Origin of the sequence: Bradyrhizobium sp. AZCC 2230, assembly GCF_036924495.1 — a bacterium.
Taxonomy (GTDB): domain Bacteria; phylum Pseudomonadota; class Alphaproteobacteria; order Rhizobiales; family Xanthobacteraceae; genus Bradyrhizobium; species Bradyrhizobium rifense.
The window spans coordinates 4824042-4840570 of record NZ_JAZHRS010000001.1 but is presented as its reverse complement, the minus strand read 5'-3'; the positions used below and the strand labels follow the sequence as shown (position 1 = coordinate 4840570).

16 protein-coding genes and 3 pseudogenes are annotated in these 16529 nt (G+C 60.3%); 8 read left to right on the top strand and 11 right to left on the bottom strand.

All coding sequences use genetic code 11. The annotated features are described in order from the left end of the window. Positions 1-245 precede the first annotated feature (245 nt). Entirely contained in the window at positions 246-395 is a 150-nt protein-coding gene (locus V1280_RS23245) for a hypothetical protein (protein ID WP_334529345.1), read from the bottom strand. Positions 396-779: 384 nt separating this feature from the next. Further along, positions 780-1562: a winged helix-turn-helix transcriptional regulator gene (locus V1280_RS23240; protein WP_334529342.1), complete on the bottom strand. Its 783-nt coding sequence runs from the start codon at positions 1560-1562 to the stop codon at positions 780-782. Positions 1563-1652: 90 nt separating this feature from the next. Here V1280_RS23240 and V1280_RS23235 point away from each other — a divergent pair, with 90 nt between their 5' ends. From V1280_RS23235 to V1280_RS23230, 3 genes are read left to right on the top strand one after another with little or no spacing between them, the layout of a single operon-like run. Continuing rightward, the gene (locus V1280_RS23235) at positions 1653-2369 is read left to right on the top strand and encodes an alpha/beta fold hydrolase (RefSeq protein WP_334529340.1); all 717 of its coding nucleotides are present in this window, start codon (positions 1653-1655) and stop codon (positions 2367-2369) included. Between the two features lie 4 nt (positions 2370-2373). Beyond that, complete coding sequence (locus tag V1280_RS46845) at positions 2374-2676, top strand: hypothetical protein (protein ID WP_442895153.1); 303 nt, start codon at positions 2374-2376, stop codon at positions 2674-2676. Then, on the top strand, positions 2570-3172 hold the full coding sequence (locus V1280_RS23230) for a winged helix-turn-helix domain-containing protein (RefSeq protein WP_442895248.1): 603 nt from the start codon (positions 2570-2572) through the stop codon (positions 3170-3172). Before V1280_RS46845 ends, V1280_RS23230 begins: the two co-directional genes overlap by 107 nt. A gap of 501 nt (positions 3173-3673) precedes the next feature. Here the strand turns inward: V1280_RS23230 and V1280_RS23225 are convergent. From V1280_RS23225 to V1280_RS23215, 3 genes are all read right to left on the bottom strand, one after another. After that, the gene (locus V1280_RS23225) at positions 3674-4585 is read right to left on the bottom strand and encodes a sulfatase family protein (RefSeq protein ID WP_334529337.1); all 912 of its coding nucleotides are present in this window, start codon (positions 4583-4585) and stop codon (positions 3674-3676) included. A gap of 13 nt (positions 4586-4598) precedes the next feature. Next, positions 4599-5207, bottom strand: coding sequence for a sulfatase-like hydrolase/transferase (locus tag V1280_RS23220; RefSeq protein WP_334529334.1), 609 nt, complete (start codon positions 5205-5207; stop codon positions 4599-4601). Positions 5208-5339: 132 nt separating this feature from the next. Further along, a complete protein-coding gene (locus V1280_RS23215) occupies positions 5340-5582 on the bottom strand; it encodes a DUF1127 domain-containing protein (protein ID WP_334529331.1) in 243 nt (80 codons plus the stop codon). Positions 5583-5743: 161 nt separating this feature from the next. Here V1280_RS23215 and V1280_RS23210 point away from each other — a divergent pair, with 161 nt between their 5' ends. Beyond that, positions 5744-7318 carry a winged helix-turn-helix domain-containing tetratricopeptide repeat protein gene (locus V1280_RS23210; protein ID WP_334529328.1) on the top strand — a complete coding sequence of 525 codons (1575 nt, stop codon included), beginning with the start codon at positions 5744-5746 and terminating at the stop codon, positions 7316-7318. 146 nt (positions 7319-7464) lie between these two features. On the opposite strand, the gene V1280_RS23205 is transcribed toward V1280_RS23210, so the two are convergent. Continuing rightward, complete coding sequence (locus tag V1280_RS23205; protein ID WP_334529326.1) at positions 7465-9045, bottom strand: winged helix-turn-helix domain-containing tetratricopeptide repeat protein; 1581 nt, start codon at positions 9043-9045, stop codon at positions 7465-7467. Positions 9046-9344: 299 nt separating this feature from the next. Between V1280_RS23205 and V1280_RS23200 the strand changes: the two genes are divergently transcribed. Both V1280_RS23200 and V1280_RS23195 read left to right on the top strand, forming a co-directional pair. Next, positions 9345-9908: a hypothetical protein gene (locus V1280_RS23200; RefSeq protein WP_334529323.1), complete on the top strand. Its 564-nt coding sequence runs from the start codon at positions 9345-9347 to the stop codon at positions 9906-9908. Positions 9909-9934: 26 nt separating this feature from the next. Next, positions 9935-10297, top strand: a complete 363-nt coding sequence (locus V1280_RS23195) for a hypothetical protein (RefSeq protein ID WP_334529320.1) — start codon at positions 9935-9937, stop codon at positions 10295-10297. Positions 10298-10422: 125 nt separating this feature from the next. Here V1280_RS23195 and V1280_RS23190 read toward each other — a convergent pair. The 3 genes and pseudogenes from V1280_RS23190 to V1280_RS23180 all read right to left on the bottom strand — a co-directional run. Continuing rightward, positions 10423-10944: pseudogene (locus tag V1280_RS23190) on the bottom strand (transposase); the annotation flags it as partial. 155 nt (positions 10945-11099) lie between these two features. Further along, entirely contained in the window at positions 11100-11597 is a 498-nt protein-coding gene (locus tag V1280_RS23185; protein ID WP_334529317.1) for a tyrosine-type recombinase/integrase, read from the bottom strand. A 297-nt stretch (positions 11598-11894) separates the two neighbouring features. Then, positions 11895-12290 (bottom strand): annotated as a pseudogene (locus V1280_RS23180) (IS66 family transposase); the annotation flags it as partial. 206 nt (positions 12291-12496) lie between these two features. Here V1280_RS23180 and istA point away from each other — a divergent pair. Together istA and V1280_RS23170 are read left to right on the top strand one after the other, a co-directional pair. Beyond that, entirely contained in the window at positions 12497-14035 is a 1539-nt protein-coding gene (gene istA, locus V1280_RS23175) for an IS21 family transposase (protein ID WP_334538391.1), read from the top strand. An 11-nt stretch (positions 14036-14046) separates the two neighbouring features. Continuing rightward, positions 14047-14412: pseudogene (locus tag V1280_RS23170) on the top strand (ATP-binding protein); the annotation flags it as partial. A gap of 130 nt (positions 14413-14542) precedes the next feature. Here the strand turns inward: V1280_RS23170 and V1280_RS23165 are convergent. Together V1280_RS23165 and V1280_RS23160 are read right to left on the bottom strand one after the other, a co-directional pair. Then, complete coding sequence (locus V1280_RS23165; protein WP_334529314.1) at positions 14543-15031, bottom strand: vanadium-dependent haloperoxidase; 489 nt, start codon at positions 15029-15031, stop codon at positions 14543-14545. A 98-nt stretch (positions 15032-15129) separates the two neighbouring features. Next, positions 15130-15816 (bottom strand): hypothetical protein, encoded by a 687-nt coding sequence (locus V1280_RS23160; RefSeq protein ID WP_334529311.1) that lies wholly within the window; start codon positions 15814-15816, stop codon positions 15130-15132. Positions 15817-16529: the final 713 nt, after the last annotated feature.

Genomic DNA, 16529 nt, shown 5'->3' with positions numbered 1-16529 from the left:
GCGGTCGCTGTTATACTGATCAAGCCAGCAATGTCTCTTCGTGGCCCGTTTGAGACATGCCGGTCCGATCTGACGAACGTCCGCTTGCCCGGGCAGACCAGAAGTCACCGGATCAGCGACAAACCGACGCGATTGACGCATTTGCGACATCGGGCCTGATCAGTGTCTGAGGGGCATGTGTGGCATTTCTCTCTCGCCGCTGGTCGCAAAGTGCTAGGCTCTGAAGATTGCGCAAGGAGTGGTCCTTACGGGGGGCACATGCGGCGGCGGAAATTCATCAAGTTCATGGGCGGCGCAGTGGTCGCGTGGCCGGTGACTGCGCGCGCGCAGCCAACGATGCCAGTGATCGGTTTCATGAAGCTCAGCACGGCCAGACCGATCCTGAGCCCCTGCATCAAGCTCTCCGCTGCGAGCATCCGGGTCATCAAAAAATACGTTCGTGGCAAATAGTCCTGAAGGATTCCTAAGAACCGGGGCCGCGATTCCCGCCTCGGCATGGCGTGCTGCCTGGCGGCTCCAAAAACTCGCCCTATCCGGAGGTCATCGACCTAAAGGCGCCGCCTATCCGGACCGAACGTCACGTTCCGGACTCGATCGCGACCATCCGACGACGGCTCACCGTCGCGCTTGCTCTCTCGCGGTGCCCGTGCTGCAGCAGACCGAACAAGCCACGCCTGACGACCACGACTTTCTGATGCAGTAAGATTAGGCGGGTTCCGCATCGACCGTGTCGGGGAGATGAGCGCCACCGCTTCGTCGGTAGTAGTAGTCCGAGTTGCTCATAGAGGGGCCATATCGTATGGCTCCCGGCCCCTCACGTCGCCGAGCCTCAGCCAATCGGGAAGCTGCTTTCCAATCCGGGGGTCACCATCCAGCAGCAGTGCCTTACCAGCCACATCGCGCCATGCCGCATGGCCGAGATAGACGGCCACGTAAACACCGATGTTGCCCCGGATTGTGAGATTAACAGAAAATCCGGGGTCCTTCTCGCACACACCCACGCCTGAACGTTCGAGTAACAGCCACATGACGCGGAACTTCGTTCGGCTCGCCGGTACGCCTGAGAACTCGAAGCGCACGACGATGCGATGATCCGGCAGAGTGTTGACGTCGGCCCGCCTTCGCAAGCCCCGCATCAAAAAGCCGGGATCAAGATCGGCGCGCCTGATCCGGTCGCGCGTGTACGTCATTCCCCAACGACCGAGTTCATTCACAATGGAGCGGAACCCGTCGCCGGCCGGTGTGAGCCAATACTCATGACCGGTTCCGTCCGCGCGCCGCCGTCGTTCAATGACCCCTTGGGCTTCGAGTTCCCGTAGCCGCGCCACCAGAACGGCGCGTGATATCAGCGGCACGCCTCGTTGAATGTCATTGAAGCTGTGCGTGCCGGCCATCAGCTCGCGCAATATCAGCGGCGTCCAGCGCGTGGCGAAGATCTCTGATGCCTTCGCGATCGGGCAGAACTGACGATAGCTTGCTGACATGTGTCCGATGTAGTCACCGGCGGCCGGAATTGCCAGTCCGGAAAACAGACTTGGCAGAGCGAGGCGCCCCGTCCACATGTCGGCGCGACGCAGCGATGTGCAGCATCGTTTGTTTCACCTTCAGGTCGCCTCGTGTCACGGCGCCGACATCGCAAGGAGTAACCCGCAATGACCGATTACGTCCTAATCCACGGCGCGTGGCATGGTAGCTGGTGCTGGGCACGCGTGCGTCGCCTGCTGGCTGCTGGAGCGCACGGGGTGTTCACGCCGACGCTAACGGGTGTCGGAGAACGCTCCCATCTCTTGAGCCGCGACGTCGGCCTCGACACCCATGTCGCCGATGTGGCCAATCTCATGATTTGGGAGAACCTGCGCGACGTCGTCTTGGTTGGACATTCCTACGGCGGTTTCGTCGCACGCCACGTCGCCGACCGGATGCCGGACCGGATTCGCTCGCTCATCTATCTCGACGCCTTCGTTCCCGAGAACGGCAAAACCCTTTTCGACTACCTGCCCGACAACGGTGAGAGCGACCGGAAACTGGCTGTGGCCCATGGCGATGGCTGGAGAGTTCCGCCGAGACCCGCGTTGGCCTTCGCGGTCAATGCGGCAGACGCCGCCTGGGTGGACCGTCAGTGCACGATGCACCCGCTGTCCAGTCTTGAAGCGCCGGCGCAGATCAGCGGAGCCTGCGACAGCATCGCAACCATCGGATACATTCTGGCGCGTGGCTATGAAGGTCCTTTCGGCCAGTTTTACGCCAAGGCAGGAGAGCGCGGCTGGTGGCGGGAGGAGCTTGCATGCGGGCATGATGTGATGCTCGACATGCCCAATGAACTCGCGGCCCTGCTGCTGCAGGGCCGCAGCAGCCATGCGGAGGCCTGATCGCATGCTGACCAAGGTCGAGTCCAGCCGCATCGTGGCCACCGACTGCAACTCGGGCCACGTCCTTGTCGTGGATGACGATCCGGCGGTCCGGCACCTGATCTCGGATTATTTCGGGCAGCACGGCATCCAGACCGTCTCGGCGATGGGCCGCTCGGCGGTGGCCCGTCAACTAGCCGGCGGGGGACACAAGCGCAGTCATTCTCGACCTGCACCTCGGCCAGGACAATTGGCTCGATCTGCTCCGGGAAATTCGTTCCGGTTCGGACGTACCGGTCGTTATTCTGACAGGCTGTTCCCGCGATGAAGTTGACTGTGTGGTCGGGCTTGAACTTGGTGCCGACGACTACCTCACCAAGCCGTTCGGTATCCGCGAATTGTATGCCCGGTTCCGCGCCGTGCTGCGGCGCCGTGAGAACGGATGGTCCTTGCGCAGCCGCGACGGAGAGCGGGGCGGGTACAGGTTCGGCGGATGGCGGCTTGATCGTCGCAGCCGGCGCCTCCTCGATCCGCAGGAACGACCGGTTACCCTCAGCAAGGGCGAGTACGCCCTGCTGCAGGCCTTCCTCGATGCGCCGGAGCGGCCACTGTCGCGCGAGTATCTGTTGCAGGCGACCCGGCTCCACGAAGATATCTTCGATCGCAGCATCGACGTTCAGGTGCTGCGGCTGCGGCGCAAACTGGAGGCAGACCCGAAGGCGCCACGTGTCATCAAGACAGAACGCGGCGTCGGTTATGTCTTTGCAATTCCCGTCGAACAAACCCGTTGGGCGGATTGGCGCACCATACCGCAAAATCGCTAATGAATGCATCTTCGTAGTTCGACGGCGCGTGCTCGGCATGAAGCAACGTGATACCCAGTCTCTCCGCTGCGCTTCGCACGCCAATCGCGGCCGGACTTTCCCAATCGAGCTTCAGCCCGAGTTAGGCCACTCGAACCGCATCCGGTGCGACCTCGCGCAGCAACTGCAATCTCTTTGCTTCAAACTCCGGTCCAGTGTTACCTGAGAAACCTGTGATGTTGGCACCGGGATGGGGAGACTGGCCACGAGGCCCTGTGTGGCCGGATCGGAGCTGTTGGCCATGACGATGGGCACAGTTCGTGTCAACCGTTGGAAGGCGTGCGCGACCTCGTTGGCGCCGCCTCCGCCAGCCAAGATAACGTCGGGCGAAGTCTCGAGGACCCGTGCCGCGGAACGACGAAGACGATCCGATAGACCTTGCCGGCAGCTCTCGCCCGCTGCAGCCAAGGCGCGGACATAACACTGCCGATCAGGGCGATGACGACGCGACGCTCCATGGGATCATTCCGATCTAGCGAACAAATTCCGTCCTGTGCTGAGCTTGCGAGAACGAAGCCTACTACGGCTTTGCGTCGCCATCCGGCGGGGCCGCTGGGTTAACGACGCCATAGTGGTCAGCCAGGAAATTGCTCGAGTTGGCATAATTCGCCGGCCGAGGCCGTTCCGGTAGCATCGTGGCGTCCCAAGCTCCCAGTCGCTTTTCAGTCGTTCGAATACGTCTCTCTCCCGGTCCTTGAGGTTGGCCCGCTCACGCGGATCTCTCACAAGATCAAAGAGAAATTCGTTCCCGGCTACCCGCAAATATTTCCGATCGCCGTCGCGGATAGCACGCTGCGATCCCGCTTTATAGCGCCAGCACAATTTCCGAGGATGCGCCTCCGTCCGGGTAGTCAAGACTTGTCCAAGATCCTCTCCATCGGATGGATACGACGCGTCCGGCGATGTGCCGGCGGCCGCCAGTAACGTTGGCATCCAGTCCATCGTGATAATGACCTGCTCGGACACCGTCCCAGGCGCGATCCGTCCAGGCCAGCGCACGATCGCGGGAATGCGAATGCCGCCTTCGAGCAGCTCATGCTTCATGCCGGTAAACGGCCATACGTTGGAGAATCGTTCGCCGCCATTGTCGCTGGTGAGAATGACAATGGTGTTGCTGGCGAGGCCGCTGGCATCGAGCGCTTGCAGCACGCGACCGATATTGGCGTCCAGGCTTTGCACCATCGCCGCATAAGTGTTCTGCGAGCCGCCATCGCGATCGAAAATATCCCTGATCCGCTTCGACTCTGCCTCATCATCCGGCCCTTCCCATGGCCAATGCGGCGCGGTGAAATGCAGGCTCAGCAGAAACGGCTCTTTTCGCTTGGCGTAGCCTTCAATAGTTTGCAGGGCTCGATCGCCGAGCAGGTTTGTCATGTAACCGTGACGCTCAACCCGGTACCTCCTGCTCGTAAAGTTGATGCGCAAGTCCGGGGAACGGCAATACATACGTCCGGGAAGCCTCCGCTCCATGATTGAAATAGTCGGCGCAGCAGCCGAGTATTCCGAAAAACTGGTCATAGCCGCTCTTCAACGGACTGAAATCGGGCAGATCGCCGAGATGCCACTTTCCGACCAGCGTCGTGCCATACCCCACATTCTTCAGCAGCGACGGCAAAGTGGGGTGACTTGGCGCCAAGCCAGTCCCCTTGGGACTTAGAGAAATAAGCGGCTCTTCGAGCCCAACCGACAACCGAGCCTGATAGCACCCCGTGATCAACGCCGTGCGCGTCGCAGAGCAGTCAGGCGAATTGGAGTATGCCTGCGTGAATTTTAATCCCTCGGCAGCCAGCCGGTCTATGTTTGGTGTCGCATAGTCCCGCTGACCGTAGCAGCCCACATCGGCGTAGCCGAGATCATCCGCCAGGATGAAGACAATGTTCGGCTTGCTCGGTTGAGCCCGAGCCGGGCGACGATGGCCCATCCCCGCGAGTGCCAATGAACTCGCGGCAGTCGTTTGCACAAATCGACGGCGAGAAATTGCGCTCTGCTGAACCATGAGTGCCCTCCCTCTTAAGTTGATCGGTGATTGAGATCAAACCTTAACATCCTGCTCGCTTTTCGCGATAGCCGATGGATTGCCCGCGAGAGCTGAACCGAAGGCACTGCACCCCGCCGCCGGAGGCCGGCATTATCCGACCGATCGTATGCCTCGCGGGTCAGTATTTCGGTTCGAGGCTACGTAGTCGATCTCGCCATACGTAATACCGATATCCGTCAGCTCTCGATCACTGAGGCTGCAAAGATCCCGCCGCAGCCGCTCCCATTTCCGCCACTCTTGAAATGCGGTCCAACAATCCTTGAAAGCGCTGACATTGCGTCGCTGCGATACGGCCGTCTGGACCAAGCCCGTTGTCTGGTAAATCGTGCTCATTGCAGCATTCCCGGGTGCCTTGTTTCCACCCGGACAAGCTGCCATGATCCGGCCCAGCACGCTTGACCTGCTGCTTACATTTTCCTTACGGACAGCTTATTTCTTTAACTTTCCAGGTGTTGCCGGGCCTGACCGGAGACCGTCTAAAGGGATTTCGCGCCTTGCGCTATCTCTTCGAAGACTACGAACTGGATCCCGGCCGCCGCGAGCTCTACCGCGATGCAGGCGTCGTCGCCCTGACGCCACAGGCCTTTGACCTGCTCGACTATCTGATCCGCAACCGCGAGCGCGTCGTTGGCAAGGACGAGCTTATCACCGCCATTTGGAAGGGGCGGTGCGTGTCGGATGTCGCCCTCACGACAAGGCTGAATGCTGCTCGATCCGCAATTGGCGATTCCGGGGAGAAACAGCGATTGATCAAGACGCTGCCGAGGAGGGGCTATCGCTTCATCGGTGCGGTGCAGGAAGCTCACGGCGCCCCCACCGTGGCAGCCGCCGACATCCGCAGCGAGGCGGCGAAACCTGTCCTCACACTTCCCGACAAACCGTCGCTCGCCGTTCTCCCGTTCACCAACCTGAGCTCCGATCCGGAGCAGGAGTATTTCGCCGACGGCATGGTCGAGGACATCATCACCGGCCTTTCACGGTCCAAATCGCTGTTCGTCATCGCGCGGCAATCCACTTTTACCTATAGAGGCAAGGCGATTGACATCAGGCAGGTGGGGCGCGAGCTGGGCGTTCGGTATGTGCTCGAAGGCAGCGTGCGCAAATCCGGCGATCGCGTTCGCATTTCCGGGCAGTTGATCGAGGCCACGACGGGCGCCCATCTCTGGGCGGACCGCTTTGACAGCCAACTCAACGATATCTTCGATCTGCAGGACCAGGTGACGGGTAGCGTGATTGGCGCACTCTTTCCTCAATTGGAGCGCGCCGAGATAGAGCGCGCAAAGCGCGTACCGACCGAAAATCTTCAGGCCTACGACTACTATCTTCGTGCACTCTCGAGCTTCTATCAATTCACCCGCGAACAAAACATTGAAGCCCTCCGACTGATCTGGCTTGCTGTCGAAATTGATCCCGGGCTGGCCGCAGCCTACGCGCTTGGTGCTTATTGCTACCTGCAACGAAAGGTCTTCGGCTGGACGGTCGATGCGGATCAGGAGCGGAACGAGACCCGGCGGTTGGCAAGGCGCGCAATTGAGCTCGATAAGGAAGATCCAACTGTCCTCGTGAGAGTCGGGCAGGCTATTGCCGCCGTACTGTATGAGATCGACGAGGGCGTGCCCCTCGTCTTCCAGGCGTATGAGCTCAACCCAAATCTGGCTGTCGCACGGTATACTATCGGCTGGGAACACATACGCCGCGGCAATGTCGATGCGGCGCTCAAGCAGTTCCATGCCGGGGTGCGTTTAAGCCCCATGGATCCGTTTCTCTTTCTGATGCAGAGCGGAATAGCGTGTGCGCATTTGCTGACAGATCGATACGAGGAGGGGTCATCCTGGGCCAAGTCGGCTGTGCTGCACCGGCCCAATTATCTAAACGCACAATTCCTTCTGGCGGCATGCCACGCTTTGTCTGGCAGGGTCGAGGAAGCCCGGATGATCGGCGCGCGCCTGATGGAGGCGAGGCCGGCTGTGCGCGTGTCCACACTCGTTCCCAAGCTTGCCAGAATTTACACGCCGGAACACCTCGAAAGGATAGCGGGTGCCTGTCGGATCATGGGCCTACCCCCATGATTGCGTGCGTTCGTCGGGAAGTGCCGGTCTCAGTCCAACTCCCATGAGCCGCGCAGTATGGAATGTCCGCTTGTGGCCCCGTCGCGACAAGTGGAGGACGTCGTGCTGAGGTCTCAACTATTGCGGCTCGTGACCCATTTCCGACATCACCCCTCCGGCACTTCCGCCAGCCGCAGGCCCTGAAAGATGCGCTTGCCCCAGGCGAGGTAAATTGGGTTGTCACTGTAAGTGGCGTTTCGGAGGCGGCGGAGGGTGAAGCTTGGAACGAGCGCAAGCAGCGTCTGTGCAGCGGCTTTCGCCTCATCCAGCGAGCCAACCAGCGCGAGCGCGGCGGTCAGCCCAAAATGCGCGTTGACGTCGTTCCGGTTGGCTTCGATGCTGCGGCGGAAATAGCCGACTGCTTCAGCATCCGCGTTAACATGCAGCTTGGCAAAGCCGATTATCATGAGCCAGCGATGGGCGAAGACATCGCGAGGAGAGAGGCGAAACGCTTCCTTGATATGGGCCTCAGTCTCTGCACCGCAACCCATGTTCAACTTCGCGCTGCCAATCTGCGCATGCGCCTCGGCCAAATTGCGATCCAACGCCAACGCTCTCTCGAATTCAGCGATACCCTGAACGGCGCGGTTTGTGCAATTTTGCGCGATGCCCAAGACCAGGTGGGCATAGGCGTGGTTTGGCGCGAGAGATAGCGCCTTTATTGATATCGACTCGGCCGCCGCGAAATGCGCGGTCCGGTCGTCATCCATGTAGCTCACGCCAAGTATCAATTCGACGCCCGCCATCCAGACCATCGCGTCGACATTCTTGTGATCGCGAGTTAACGCCCTTTCAAAAATATCCCGAGCTTGCAGCACGCATTCGGACGTCCATCCCTTGTGCAACAAAGCCTTACCTTGGAAATACAAGTCCATCGAATTGGGGTGCGGAGAACGTTCTGACCGCCTGGCCTCCTGCTCAGTGAGCTGCGCGTCGAGCGTGTTGGCAAGACGCGATACGATCTCGTCCTGCATATCGAACAGATCGGCAATAGGCTTGTCAAATCGGTCCGCCCACAGATGGGCGCGAGTCTCCGCGTCCACGAGCTGAACGTTCACGCGAAGTCGATCACCGGCGCGCTGCACGGAACCTTCCAGCGCGTACCGAACATTCAGCTCACGACCAATCTGCTTGAGATCGGCTGCCTTGCCTTTGTAGGTGAATGCAGTGTGTCGCCCAATGACGAACGAGCCTGAGATACGCGACAAATCCGTGGTCAAACTCTCGGTCACGCCATCGGCGAAATAGTCTTGCTCGGGATCGCCGCTAAGGTTGGCGAAGGGCAAAACGACGATTGAAAGGTGGTGTCGCGAAAGCGGTCTCGGCGCTGCCTCGCGGTCTTGCTCCTCAGAGCCAAAGGCGCCGCTTACGGGTCCTGCCCCTTCCCGAACCGAGCCTACGAAGCGGAAGCCCTTGCGCGGGAGCGTCTTGATCAGGTCCTGTTTCTCACCCGTGTCGCCGATTGCACACCGGGCACCATTGATGCGCGTCGTCAGCGCGGCATCGGAGACGATGCGACCATTCCAAACGCCGGCGATGAGCTCGTCCTTGCTGACGACACGTTCCCTGTTGTGGATCAAAAAGCTCAGCAGGTCGAATACCTGCGGCGCGACAGAGATCGTCTCGGCTCCCTGCCGCAGCTCCCGCCGGTCCGTATCCAGCGTGAAGTCCGAAAAGGAGTAGAGCAAAGGAGTCCTCCTACGGTACGATCGCACCCCAGCAGAGCTGCGATGTAAGCAAACGGTAAGAAGAATGGAAGCCGATTGTAAAGTACTTCATATGTCCTCGGTGCATCCTCATGCTCGGCTGAACGGTATCAACTGCTGGCCGAACTCGCGCCACGAGGGAGGGCGTCATGAGGCGGATGGTTGCGCTGACGGGGGAGGTCGCTGCAGCGACGCTCTTGCTCTGTGTCGTATGCGTTCTCGCCTCTGCGAACCGCGCTCACGCTCAATGCTCGGCGCGTGATGTGTTGCAGAGGCAGTTGATGCACAAGGCGACGCCATTTGTCCCGGCACTCATGGGTCCGATAACGTCCGTTTCGGATGTTGCCGAATGGAAAACGATCAGCATCGGGACGTTCCCGGATACGTTTGCTCTCCTCAACGCACTGAGTGCGATGGGTTGCGGCGTCGGGAACTCGGCCGCGGAGGCTCTTGCCCGACCTGCGTTTACTCTTAGCGGCACCAGCACGGCTGTAACACTGCTGACAGTGACTGCGGCCGACCTGGGCTTCAAGGGTGAGACGGTGCGGTTGCGGGAAATCTACGAACTCGCGCAGCAACTGGGCTTCGGGCTTGCACCGCCCGAAATCGCTCCGCAGCTTAGACTTCAATATCTGGACCAGCCCGTCGGCGAGTTTCTCGTCATCGGGATGAACCCGATCCGGACATGGGCTGGCGAAGAGGTCATCCTGACGGTGGCAAATGGGGGAGCGGGCCTGATTCTCATCGGCCAGGATGGTCGCGCCGATGCGGAAATACCGGTGACCTCCCGCTTCGTGTTCCTGCGCTCCTTGCCCTCGACGCCGGCGACGCTGAGTCGCAACTGACTGTCCGAGATGGCCGAGGTGACGAAATGCTGGTGATCAGAGCGATGAAGCACATCGCGGTTCCAATCTGTCTGCTGCTGCTGTCGTCGACCGCGATACTTGCGCGAGATGACGGGCGCTTCGCGAATTCCCCGCTGAAGCCCTGGTTCGAGAGCCTGGAGGGCGAATTCGGGAAGTGCTGTGAGGACTCCGACGCCTACGTAGTCTCCGAACCGGATTGGAAGTCCGATCACGGACGATATCGCGTTCGCATCGACGACGAATGGGTGCTCGTGCCAGACGGCGCTCTCATCAAGCAACCCAATCTCACCGGACGGACGATGGTCTGGAAGCACTACATCGATGGCCATCCTCGTGTCCGCTGTTTCATCCCGGGCAGCATGACCTGATGCGTCGAGCATCGTCTAATGCACCCTGCGCATGATCCAAGGTCGATGGTCCAGTTCAACCATTGAGATCGGGTGCTTAGTTTCGGCATTGACGCGTGCGCGCAACGAGCGTTTTCGCAATCCGCCGAAATGCTCTCGTCGATTCGCTCCAGCCGGCGCTTCATCTTTGCCTCGGTGAAGTTCTTGTCCCTCGCATTGACGGCCTTGAACTTCGATCCATCGATGGCGACGCTCGCTGCAACAAGCAAATCAAGCTTGCGGCACAGCGCGACGAACTCGCGGCAGACCTCACGAATGGCCTTGCCATTGTCCTTGCGGAAATCTGCGATGGTCTTGAAGTCCGGCGCCAACTGCCCAGTCAGCCAGATCATCTCGATATTGCGCTGGCATTCTCGCTCCAGGCGTCGGCTCGACGGCACGCGATTGAGGTAGCCGTAGATGTAGAGCTTGAGCATAACACCGGGGTGATAGCTGGGTCGGCCGGTGTCGAGTGGCTGGACACCGACAAAGCCGAGCTTGTCGAGCTCGAGACCGTCAACAAACACGTCGACCGCTCGCACCGGGTTATCTTCGGACACATAGTCGTCGAGTGATGCCGGAAACAGCGTGCTCTGCCCGCGATTCAATCCTTCAACAAAGCGCTTCATCAGATGCCCCGCAAAATCGCCAGGAATCTTAGCGCGCGAATCACAGCCAGCAGAGGCTTTTCACACAGCCTGGGCCCATAGCTGACATAAACGGCGCTCTGGCCTAAGGTCCTCTTTCGAGGGCAAAACCGACGTGCCCGCACTAACCGGTGTATTTACCGCCAAAAGTTCTTGAAGCGGGTAGGCGACAACTCGGTGTAACGTACAGTGTGCTGAATATTCTTGTGCCCCAGATAGGCTTGCACCGCGCGGGTGTCGTGTCCCTTGTTGGCGAGCGTATAGCCGCAAGCATGCCGTAGCATGTGTGGATGCGCTTTGAATTGTAATTTTGCAGCCGCGCCTGTCCGCTCGATCATTCGCGCAAATCCCGCGGTGCTGAACGGAGTGCCGCGTTCGGAAGTGAAGACGAACGGGGATTTTGGTTGCTGTTCTCGCTGAAGCTTGCGCAGAGCACGAAGCTCGTCTCCGAGGATCGGATGCGTACTTGGCGTTCCATTTTTGACTCTTCGGACATGAAGAGTAGCTGACGAGAATTCGATTTGGTCCCAACGAAGGTCCGTCAACTCTGAAGCGCGGAATCCGTGGCGATAGGCCACCAGGACCATGGTGGCGTCGCGATGGCCGTAGCGATTTGCTTTGGCGACATCGACCAAGGTCTGTACCTAGTCATCAGTCAGATATTCTCGTGTACGTCGACAAGTTGGCGACGCGGCGTCTTCCAGTATGAGAGGTCAGACGGCGGCCCCGGTCGACGACGATCCATTTTTCAAGTCGACATTTCGGATTTATCGGTCGAAATGCTTTGGATTTCGTCAGTTCAGCAACTGATAAGGATTTGAGAGAAAGCTTATCAGTAGGGACGGCGCGGTTAACTAAAAGGACAAGCGCGCGTTCAGGACGCATCCGGCGAGGGCCCCCGGCTAGGCCGCTTTCGGGAAGGCTGATCGCGCTCAAGCTGCGTGGACGACGCTTTGAGGGTGCCAATTCCAAGGCGGCAGTTCGTTAATGCGTTTGGCAGAGTGATCGGGTAGGCGCGCCAGCACGTCGGCAAGCCAAGCCTGCGGGTCGGCGTCGTTGAGCTTTGCGGTGGCGATGAGGCTGTAGATGGCAGCAGCACGCCGGCCGCCCTCATCGGGCCCGGCGAAGGTCCAATTTTTTCGCCCGATGGCGACCGCCCGTAGCTCACGTTCAGCAGCATTGTTCGACATGCAAAGCCGTCCGTCGTCGAGGAAGCGGCTAAATGCATCCCAGCGTCTGAGGCAGTAATTGATCGCCTTGGTTGTGTCGTTGTTCCTGGAGAGCTTGGCGCGCTGCTCGCGCAACCACGCCTCCAGCTCGACCATCAAAGTGCTGATTCCGCTCGATGTCGCCCACCATTCCGGAATGATCTCGCCCACCGTTCCGATTTGATGTCGCCCACCATTCCGAGATGATCTCGCCCACCATTCCGGGATGATGTCGCCCGGGGTGACGAGGCCTCTTCTGGCTCCGCTACGGTCCCGCCTTTCGGCTTTGCGAAGGGGGGACCTGGATGCCGACGGAGAGGTTTGCGATGCGCCATGTGCGCGATGTGATCAGATTGAAGTCGGCCGGGATGCCGACCCGCGAGATTGCGCGGCGGGTCGGCACGGCCCCTTCGACGGTGCGGTTGACGATCCGCCGGTTCGAGGCGGCGGGGCTGACCTGGCCGTTGCCAGACGACGTCACCGACACGGTGCTGGAGGCCCGGCTGTTCGCCAGCGCCGGAGCCGGTCCGGGCACCCGGCGGGGCCATCGGCGGCAGGCCGAGCCGGACTGGGCGGCGGTGCATCGCGAGCTCAAGCGCAAGCACGTGACGCTGTCGATTGTGTGGGAGGAGTACATCGCGGGCGAACCCGGCGGGTATCGCTATTCGCGGTTCTGCGAGCTCTACCGGGCCTGGGAAGGCCGGCTGTCGGTGACGATGCGCCAGTCGCATGCGGCCGGCGACAAGCTGTTCGTCGACTATGCCGGCGACGGCGTGCCGGTGGTGATCGACCGGTTCACCGGCGAACGGCGCACCGCGCAGATCTTCGTCGCAGTGCTCGGCGCATCGAGCTTCACCTACGCGCAGGCGACCTGGACGCAGGGCCTCGCCGACTGGATCAGCGGGCACGTCGGCGCCTTCGAGGCGATCGGCGGCGTGCCGGCACTGCTGGTGCCGGACAACACCAAGGTCGCGGTGATCAAGGCCTGCCTCTACGATCCGCAGATCAACCGCAGCTACGCCGATATGGCGGCGCATTACGGCACCGCCATTCTGCCGGCGAGGCCGCGACGGCCACGGGACAAGGCCAAGGTCGAGCAGGCGGTCCTCATGGTCGAGCGCTGGCTGCTCGGACGGCTGCGCCACCGGATCTTCCACAGCCTCGCCGAGGTCAACGCGGCGATCGCCGAGTTAATGACCCGGCTCAACGAGGAGCGGCCGATCCGGCGGCTCGGCGTCACTCGCCGCAAGCTGCTGGAGGAGATCGACCGGCCGGCACTCCAGGCCTTGCCGGAGAGCCCTTACGTGTTCGCTGAGTGGCGGATCTGCCGGGTCAGCATCGATTATCACGTCGAGATCGAGGCGCATTATTACAGCGTTCCGCATCGCTTCGTCCGCGCCGAGGTCGAGGTGCGCTTCACGGCCCGCACCGTCGAGATATTCCACAAGGGTGAGCGGATCGCCGCGCATCAGCGCATGAGCGGCAACCACAAGCACACGACCGTGCCGGAGCACATGGCATCCAGTCATCGGCGCTACGCCGGCTGGACCATCGAGCGCATCCGCAAGGACGCAGCCTCGATCGGGCCGGCGACCGCGGCGCTGTGCGACCTGATCCTCGACGAGCGCGCGCATCCGGAACAGGGCTTCCGCGCCTGTCTCGGCATCATCCGGCTCGCCCGATCCTACGGGCACGAGCGGCTCGATGCCGCCGCCATGCGGGCGATCGATATCGGCGCGCGCACCTACGGCTCGGTCAAATCGATCCTCGCCAACAATCTCGATCGGCGTCCTTCACCCAAGCGCTCCGCGGACGACGCGCCGATCCTTCATCCCAACATCCGCGGGCCGCGCTACTACAATTAGGAGATCTCATCTTGCTTACCCATCCGACCCTCGATCAGCTCCACGCGCTCGGCCTTCACGGCATGGCCAAGGCCTTCGCCGACATCGAAGCCGGCGGCGACGCCGCAAGCCTCGGCCACGCCGAATGGCTCGCGCTCCTGCTCGAACGCGAAGCGTCATTGCGACGCGACAAGCGGCTGTCGAAGCGGCTGCAATACGCCAAGCTGCGCCAGGAGGCCTGCGTCGAAGACATCGACTACCGCACTCCACGCGGCCTCGACCGCAGCCTGCTGACGATGCTGGTCGAAGGCCGCTGGATCGATGACCACGCCAACCTGCTGATCTGCGGGCCCTCCGGCGTCGGCAAAAGCTGGCTCGCCTCAGCGCTCGGCAACAAGGTGTGAATGCTGACCGAAAAGTGACCCCCATCGGCGTCTTCGGTACCCCTTCAAGTCACTGATTCCATTGAATCTGATTGATCGGACCCCGCGCCGATCAAGGTCGAGACCCCATGCCGAAACACACCATTCACCGTGAGCTGAGCTCGGCTGGCTGCAGCACGTTCTTCACAACGTAGTCTCCGATTTGAGATCCCATCGCCGTTCCGATACGCGTCGAGAAACGGTAGTGGAAGCCTGACCAGACGCGAGCATTTGCAACTTCCGTAGTGAAAGCCGTGAGGTTGGTCCACCGGTGCGTCACGCCCGGAGCTGTCGGACTTGTCATCGCGATCTCCGGAATGTCGTCTGAGCCGAAGGTCGCCCGTACGACTTCCGCGACGCTGCCGCTCACGATGCAATGAGCGCAAGGGTATTCGGGGTGCAATGGCGTCTCGGCGATTGGCTGCCAGGTAGCCTCCCGCTCCGTGGCTGGATTGTCATCGATATCGCCGTTGCGAATCGCCGTGACTGGCCGCCAGAAGTTGTAGTGGTACTTGGCATCCAGAACAGCGATGAATGCGTCATTGATAGCAATTCCTCCGAGTGCCATGAACCGCGCGCTTTCGGCGACACCCATGTTCTTAATCATTGCTAGCTGGCTCAAGAACGGGAAATAGGCCACGGGTCCGGTGACAAGCCAGAAGCGGGCAGTCTCAGTCTGCTCAGGCGTTCGCGCTACGCTCTTCTGCGCGCCATAGACCTTGATTTCATTGAAATCTTTCGCCCATTCCGCGCTATCAAGTGCAATCGGCGGGCTGGGCCGGAACTGAGAAGCACTCGGGAGGGCAAATGGTTTGACGCTTGGCCACATCGGGGCTCGCTAATAGCCGTCGGCACATAGACCCCAGGCGCCGTTCTTGGCCGGTAGTCATCAGGTGCATCGGCCCCATCGTTCGCTCGCGCTTCGAGAATCTTCACCGCAACCGCTTCACCGAGGCGTATGCCGTCCGATTTCGGAACTCCATCGGGAAGCGCCGCAATATAGCTTTCAAGCTCCCCTTTGATCTGCTTGGCCGTTGCTGCATCGATGCTTGTAAGAACTGTCGCCGCCGCCGCCGCCGCTGCGGCTTCCTTTGTGGTGCTCGAGTCGGCCGGCAGTTGTACTAGATATCTGCTGTAGCGGCGCTGGATCGAATTGACCGCGTCGAACATCGCCAGATGGACCATTCCGACCATACGGTAAGCGGCATATGGCGTGTATGGCGACGACGGAGCGCTAGCTAGCGGCGCAACGGCGGTAATCGCTTTCGCGTCCCAATCAGTTATAACATTAGCGAAGGCGGGCGCGGCAGCGCCTGGAAAGCCGGCAATCGTTACCGTCCAGACGAAGTTGTTGAATGCATGAAGCGAACGAGCAGCCATACTTTCCTCCCTCAGCTTGAAGGTTTGCGTACAACGGCACTGTCAAAAAGCATTGTGGTGCGCTTGCTTGCGCATCAAGGTCTATAGAGCTCGAACCCTCTAGGGTCGTGCGTCGGCTCGAGCACAATCGACCGACTGCGCGAGCCATCACCCGTAAGGAGCGAGCTAGTTCGGAAGCTCATCCGGCGCAATCGCAGCGAGGCGCAATGGCCATGGCTTGCAGTAGCTGCACGTCAAACTATGTATTTCATGATGGTCGTCCTCCGTTTGAGAAGAGAGTCTTTCACCACCAAATTTCAGAGCCAACATAACGTCTCTTTGTGAGCTCAAGTGTGAACTTGCTCACAGCTGATTTCTAATCGAAACTCAAATGGTCGGCGCATGATGGACGAAGAGGATGGCCTCCTTACCTTATCCAGCTAACAGGGACTTTTCGTTCATGAGGCGAAAGGCAGTTTAGTGGCGTAGCCAACCAGGTTTGCTCGCGCCGAGTTCCGTCACCGTAACCAGAGTTATTGCGGCTGTTCATAAGACTTCCATCCCTACCTTCATTAGTTGGATAGACCTGCAGCCTTTTTGCTCTGACGGTACCGGATCGCTTGGAAATACGTCATTTCGATTGCTTGGCGCGTGCTTCGAGCGATTTTTGGAATATGCCAAGAATCTGCCAAGGCTATCGTCAGGTCGTGAACCAGTTCTGGTGATCCATTCCA

Coding starts and splice junctions, on each gene's coding strand:
- V1280_RS23245 (WP_334529345.1), bottom strand. CDS start 395: ATGCAGGGGCTCAGGATCGGTCTGGCCGTGCTGAGCTTCATGAAACCG.
- V1280_RS23240 (WP_334529342.1), bottom strand. CDS start 1,562: ATGTGGACGGGGCGCCTCGCTCTGCCAAGTCTGTTTTCCGGACTGGCA.
- V1280_RS23235 (WP_334529340.1), top strand. CDS start 1,653: ATGACCGATTACGTCCTAATCCACGGCGCGTGGCATGGTAGCTGGTGC.
- V1280_RS46845 (WP_442895153.1), top strand. CDS start 2,374: ATGCTGACCAAGGTCGAGTCCAGCCGCATCGTGGCCACCGACTGCAAC.
- V1280_RS23225 (WP_334529337.1), bottom strand. CDS start 4,585: ATGACAAACCTGCTCGGCGATCGAGCCCTGCAAACTATTGAAGGCTAC.
- V1280_RS23220 (WP_334529334.1), bottom strand. CDS start 5,207: ATGGTTCAGCAGAGCGCAATTTCTCGCCGTCGATTTGTGCAAACGACT.
- V1280_RS23215 (WP_334529331.1), bottom strand. CDS start 5,582: ATGAGCACGATTTACCAGACAACGGGCTTGGTCCAGACGGCCGTATCG.
- V1280_RS23200 (WP_334529323.1), top strand. CDS start 9,345: ATGCACAAGGCGACGCCATTTGTCCCGGCACTCATGGGTCCGATAACG.
- V1280_RS23195 (WP_334529320.1), top strand. CDS start 9,935: ATGCTGGTGATCAGAGCGATGAAGCACATCGCGGTTCCAATCTGTCTG.
- istA (WP_334538391.1), top strand. CDS start 12,497: ATGCGCCATGTGCGCGATGTGATCAGATTGAAGTCGGCCGGGATGCCG.
- V1280_RS23165 (WP_334529314.1), bottom strand. CDS start 15,031: ATGGGTGTCGCCGAAAGCGCGCGGTTCATGGCACTCGGAGGAATTGCT.
- V1280_RS23160 (WP_334529311.1), bottom strand. CDS start 15,816: ATGGCTGCTCGTTCGCTTCATGCATTCAACAACTTCGTCTGGACGGTA.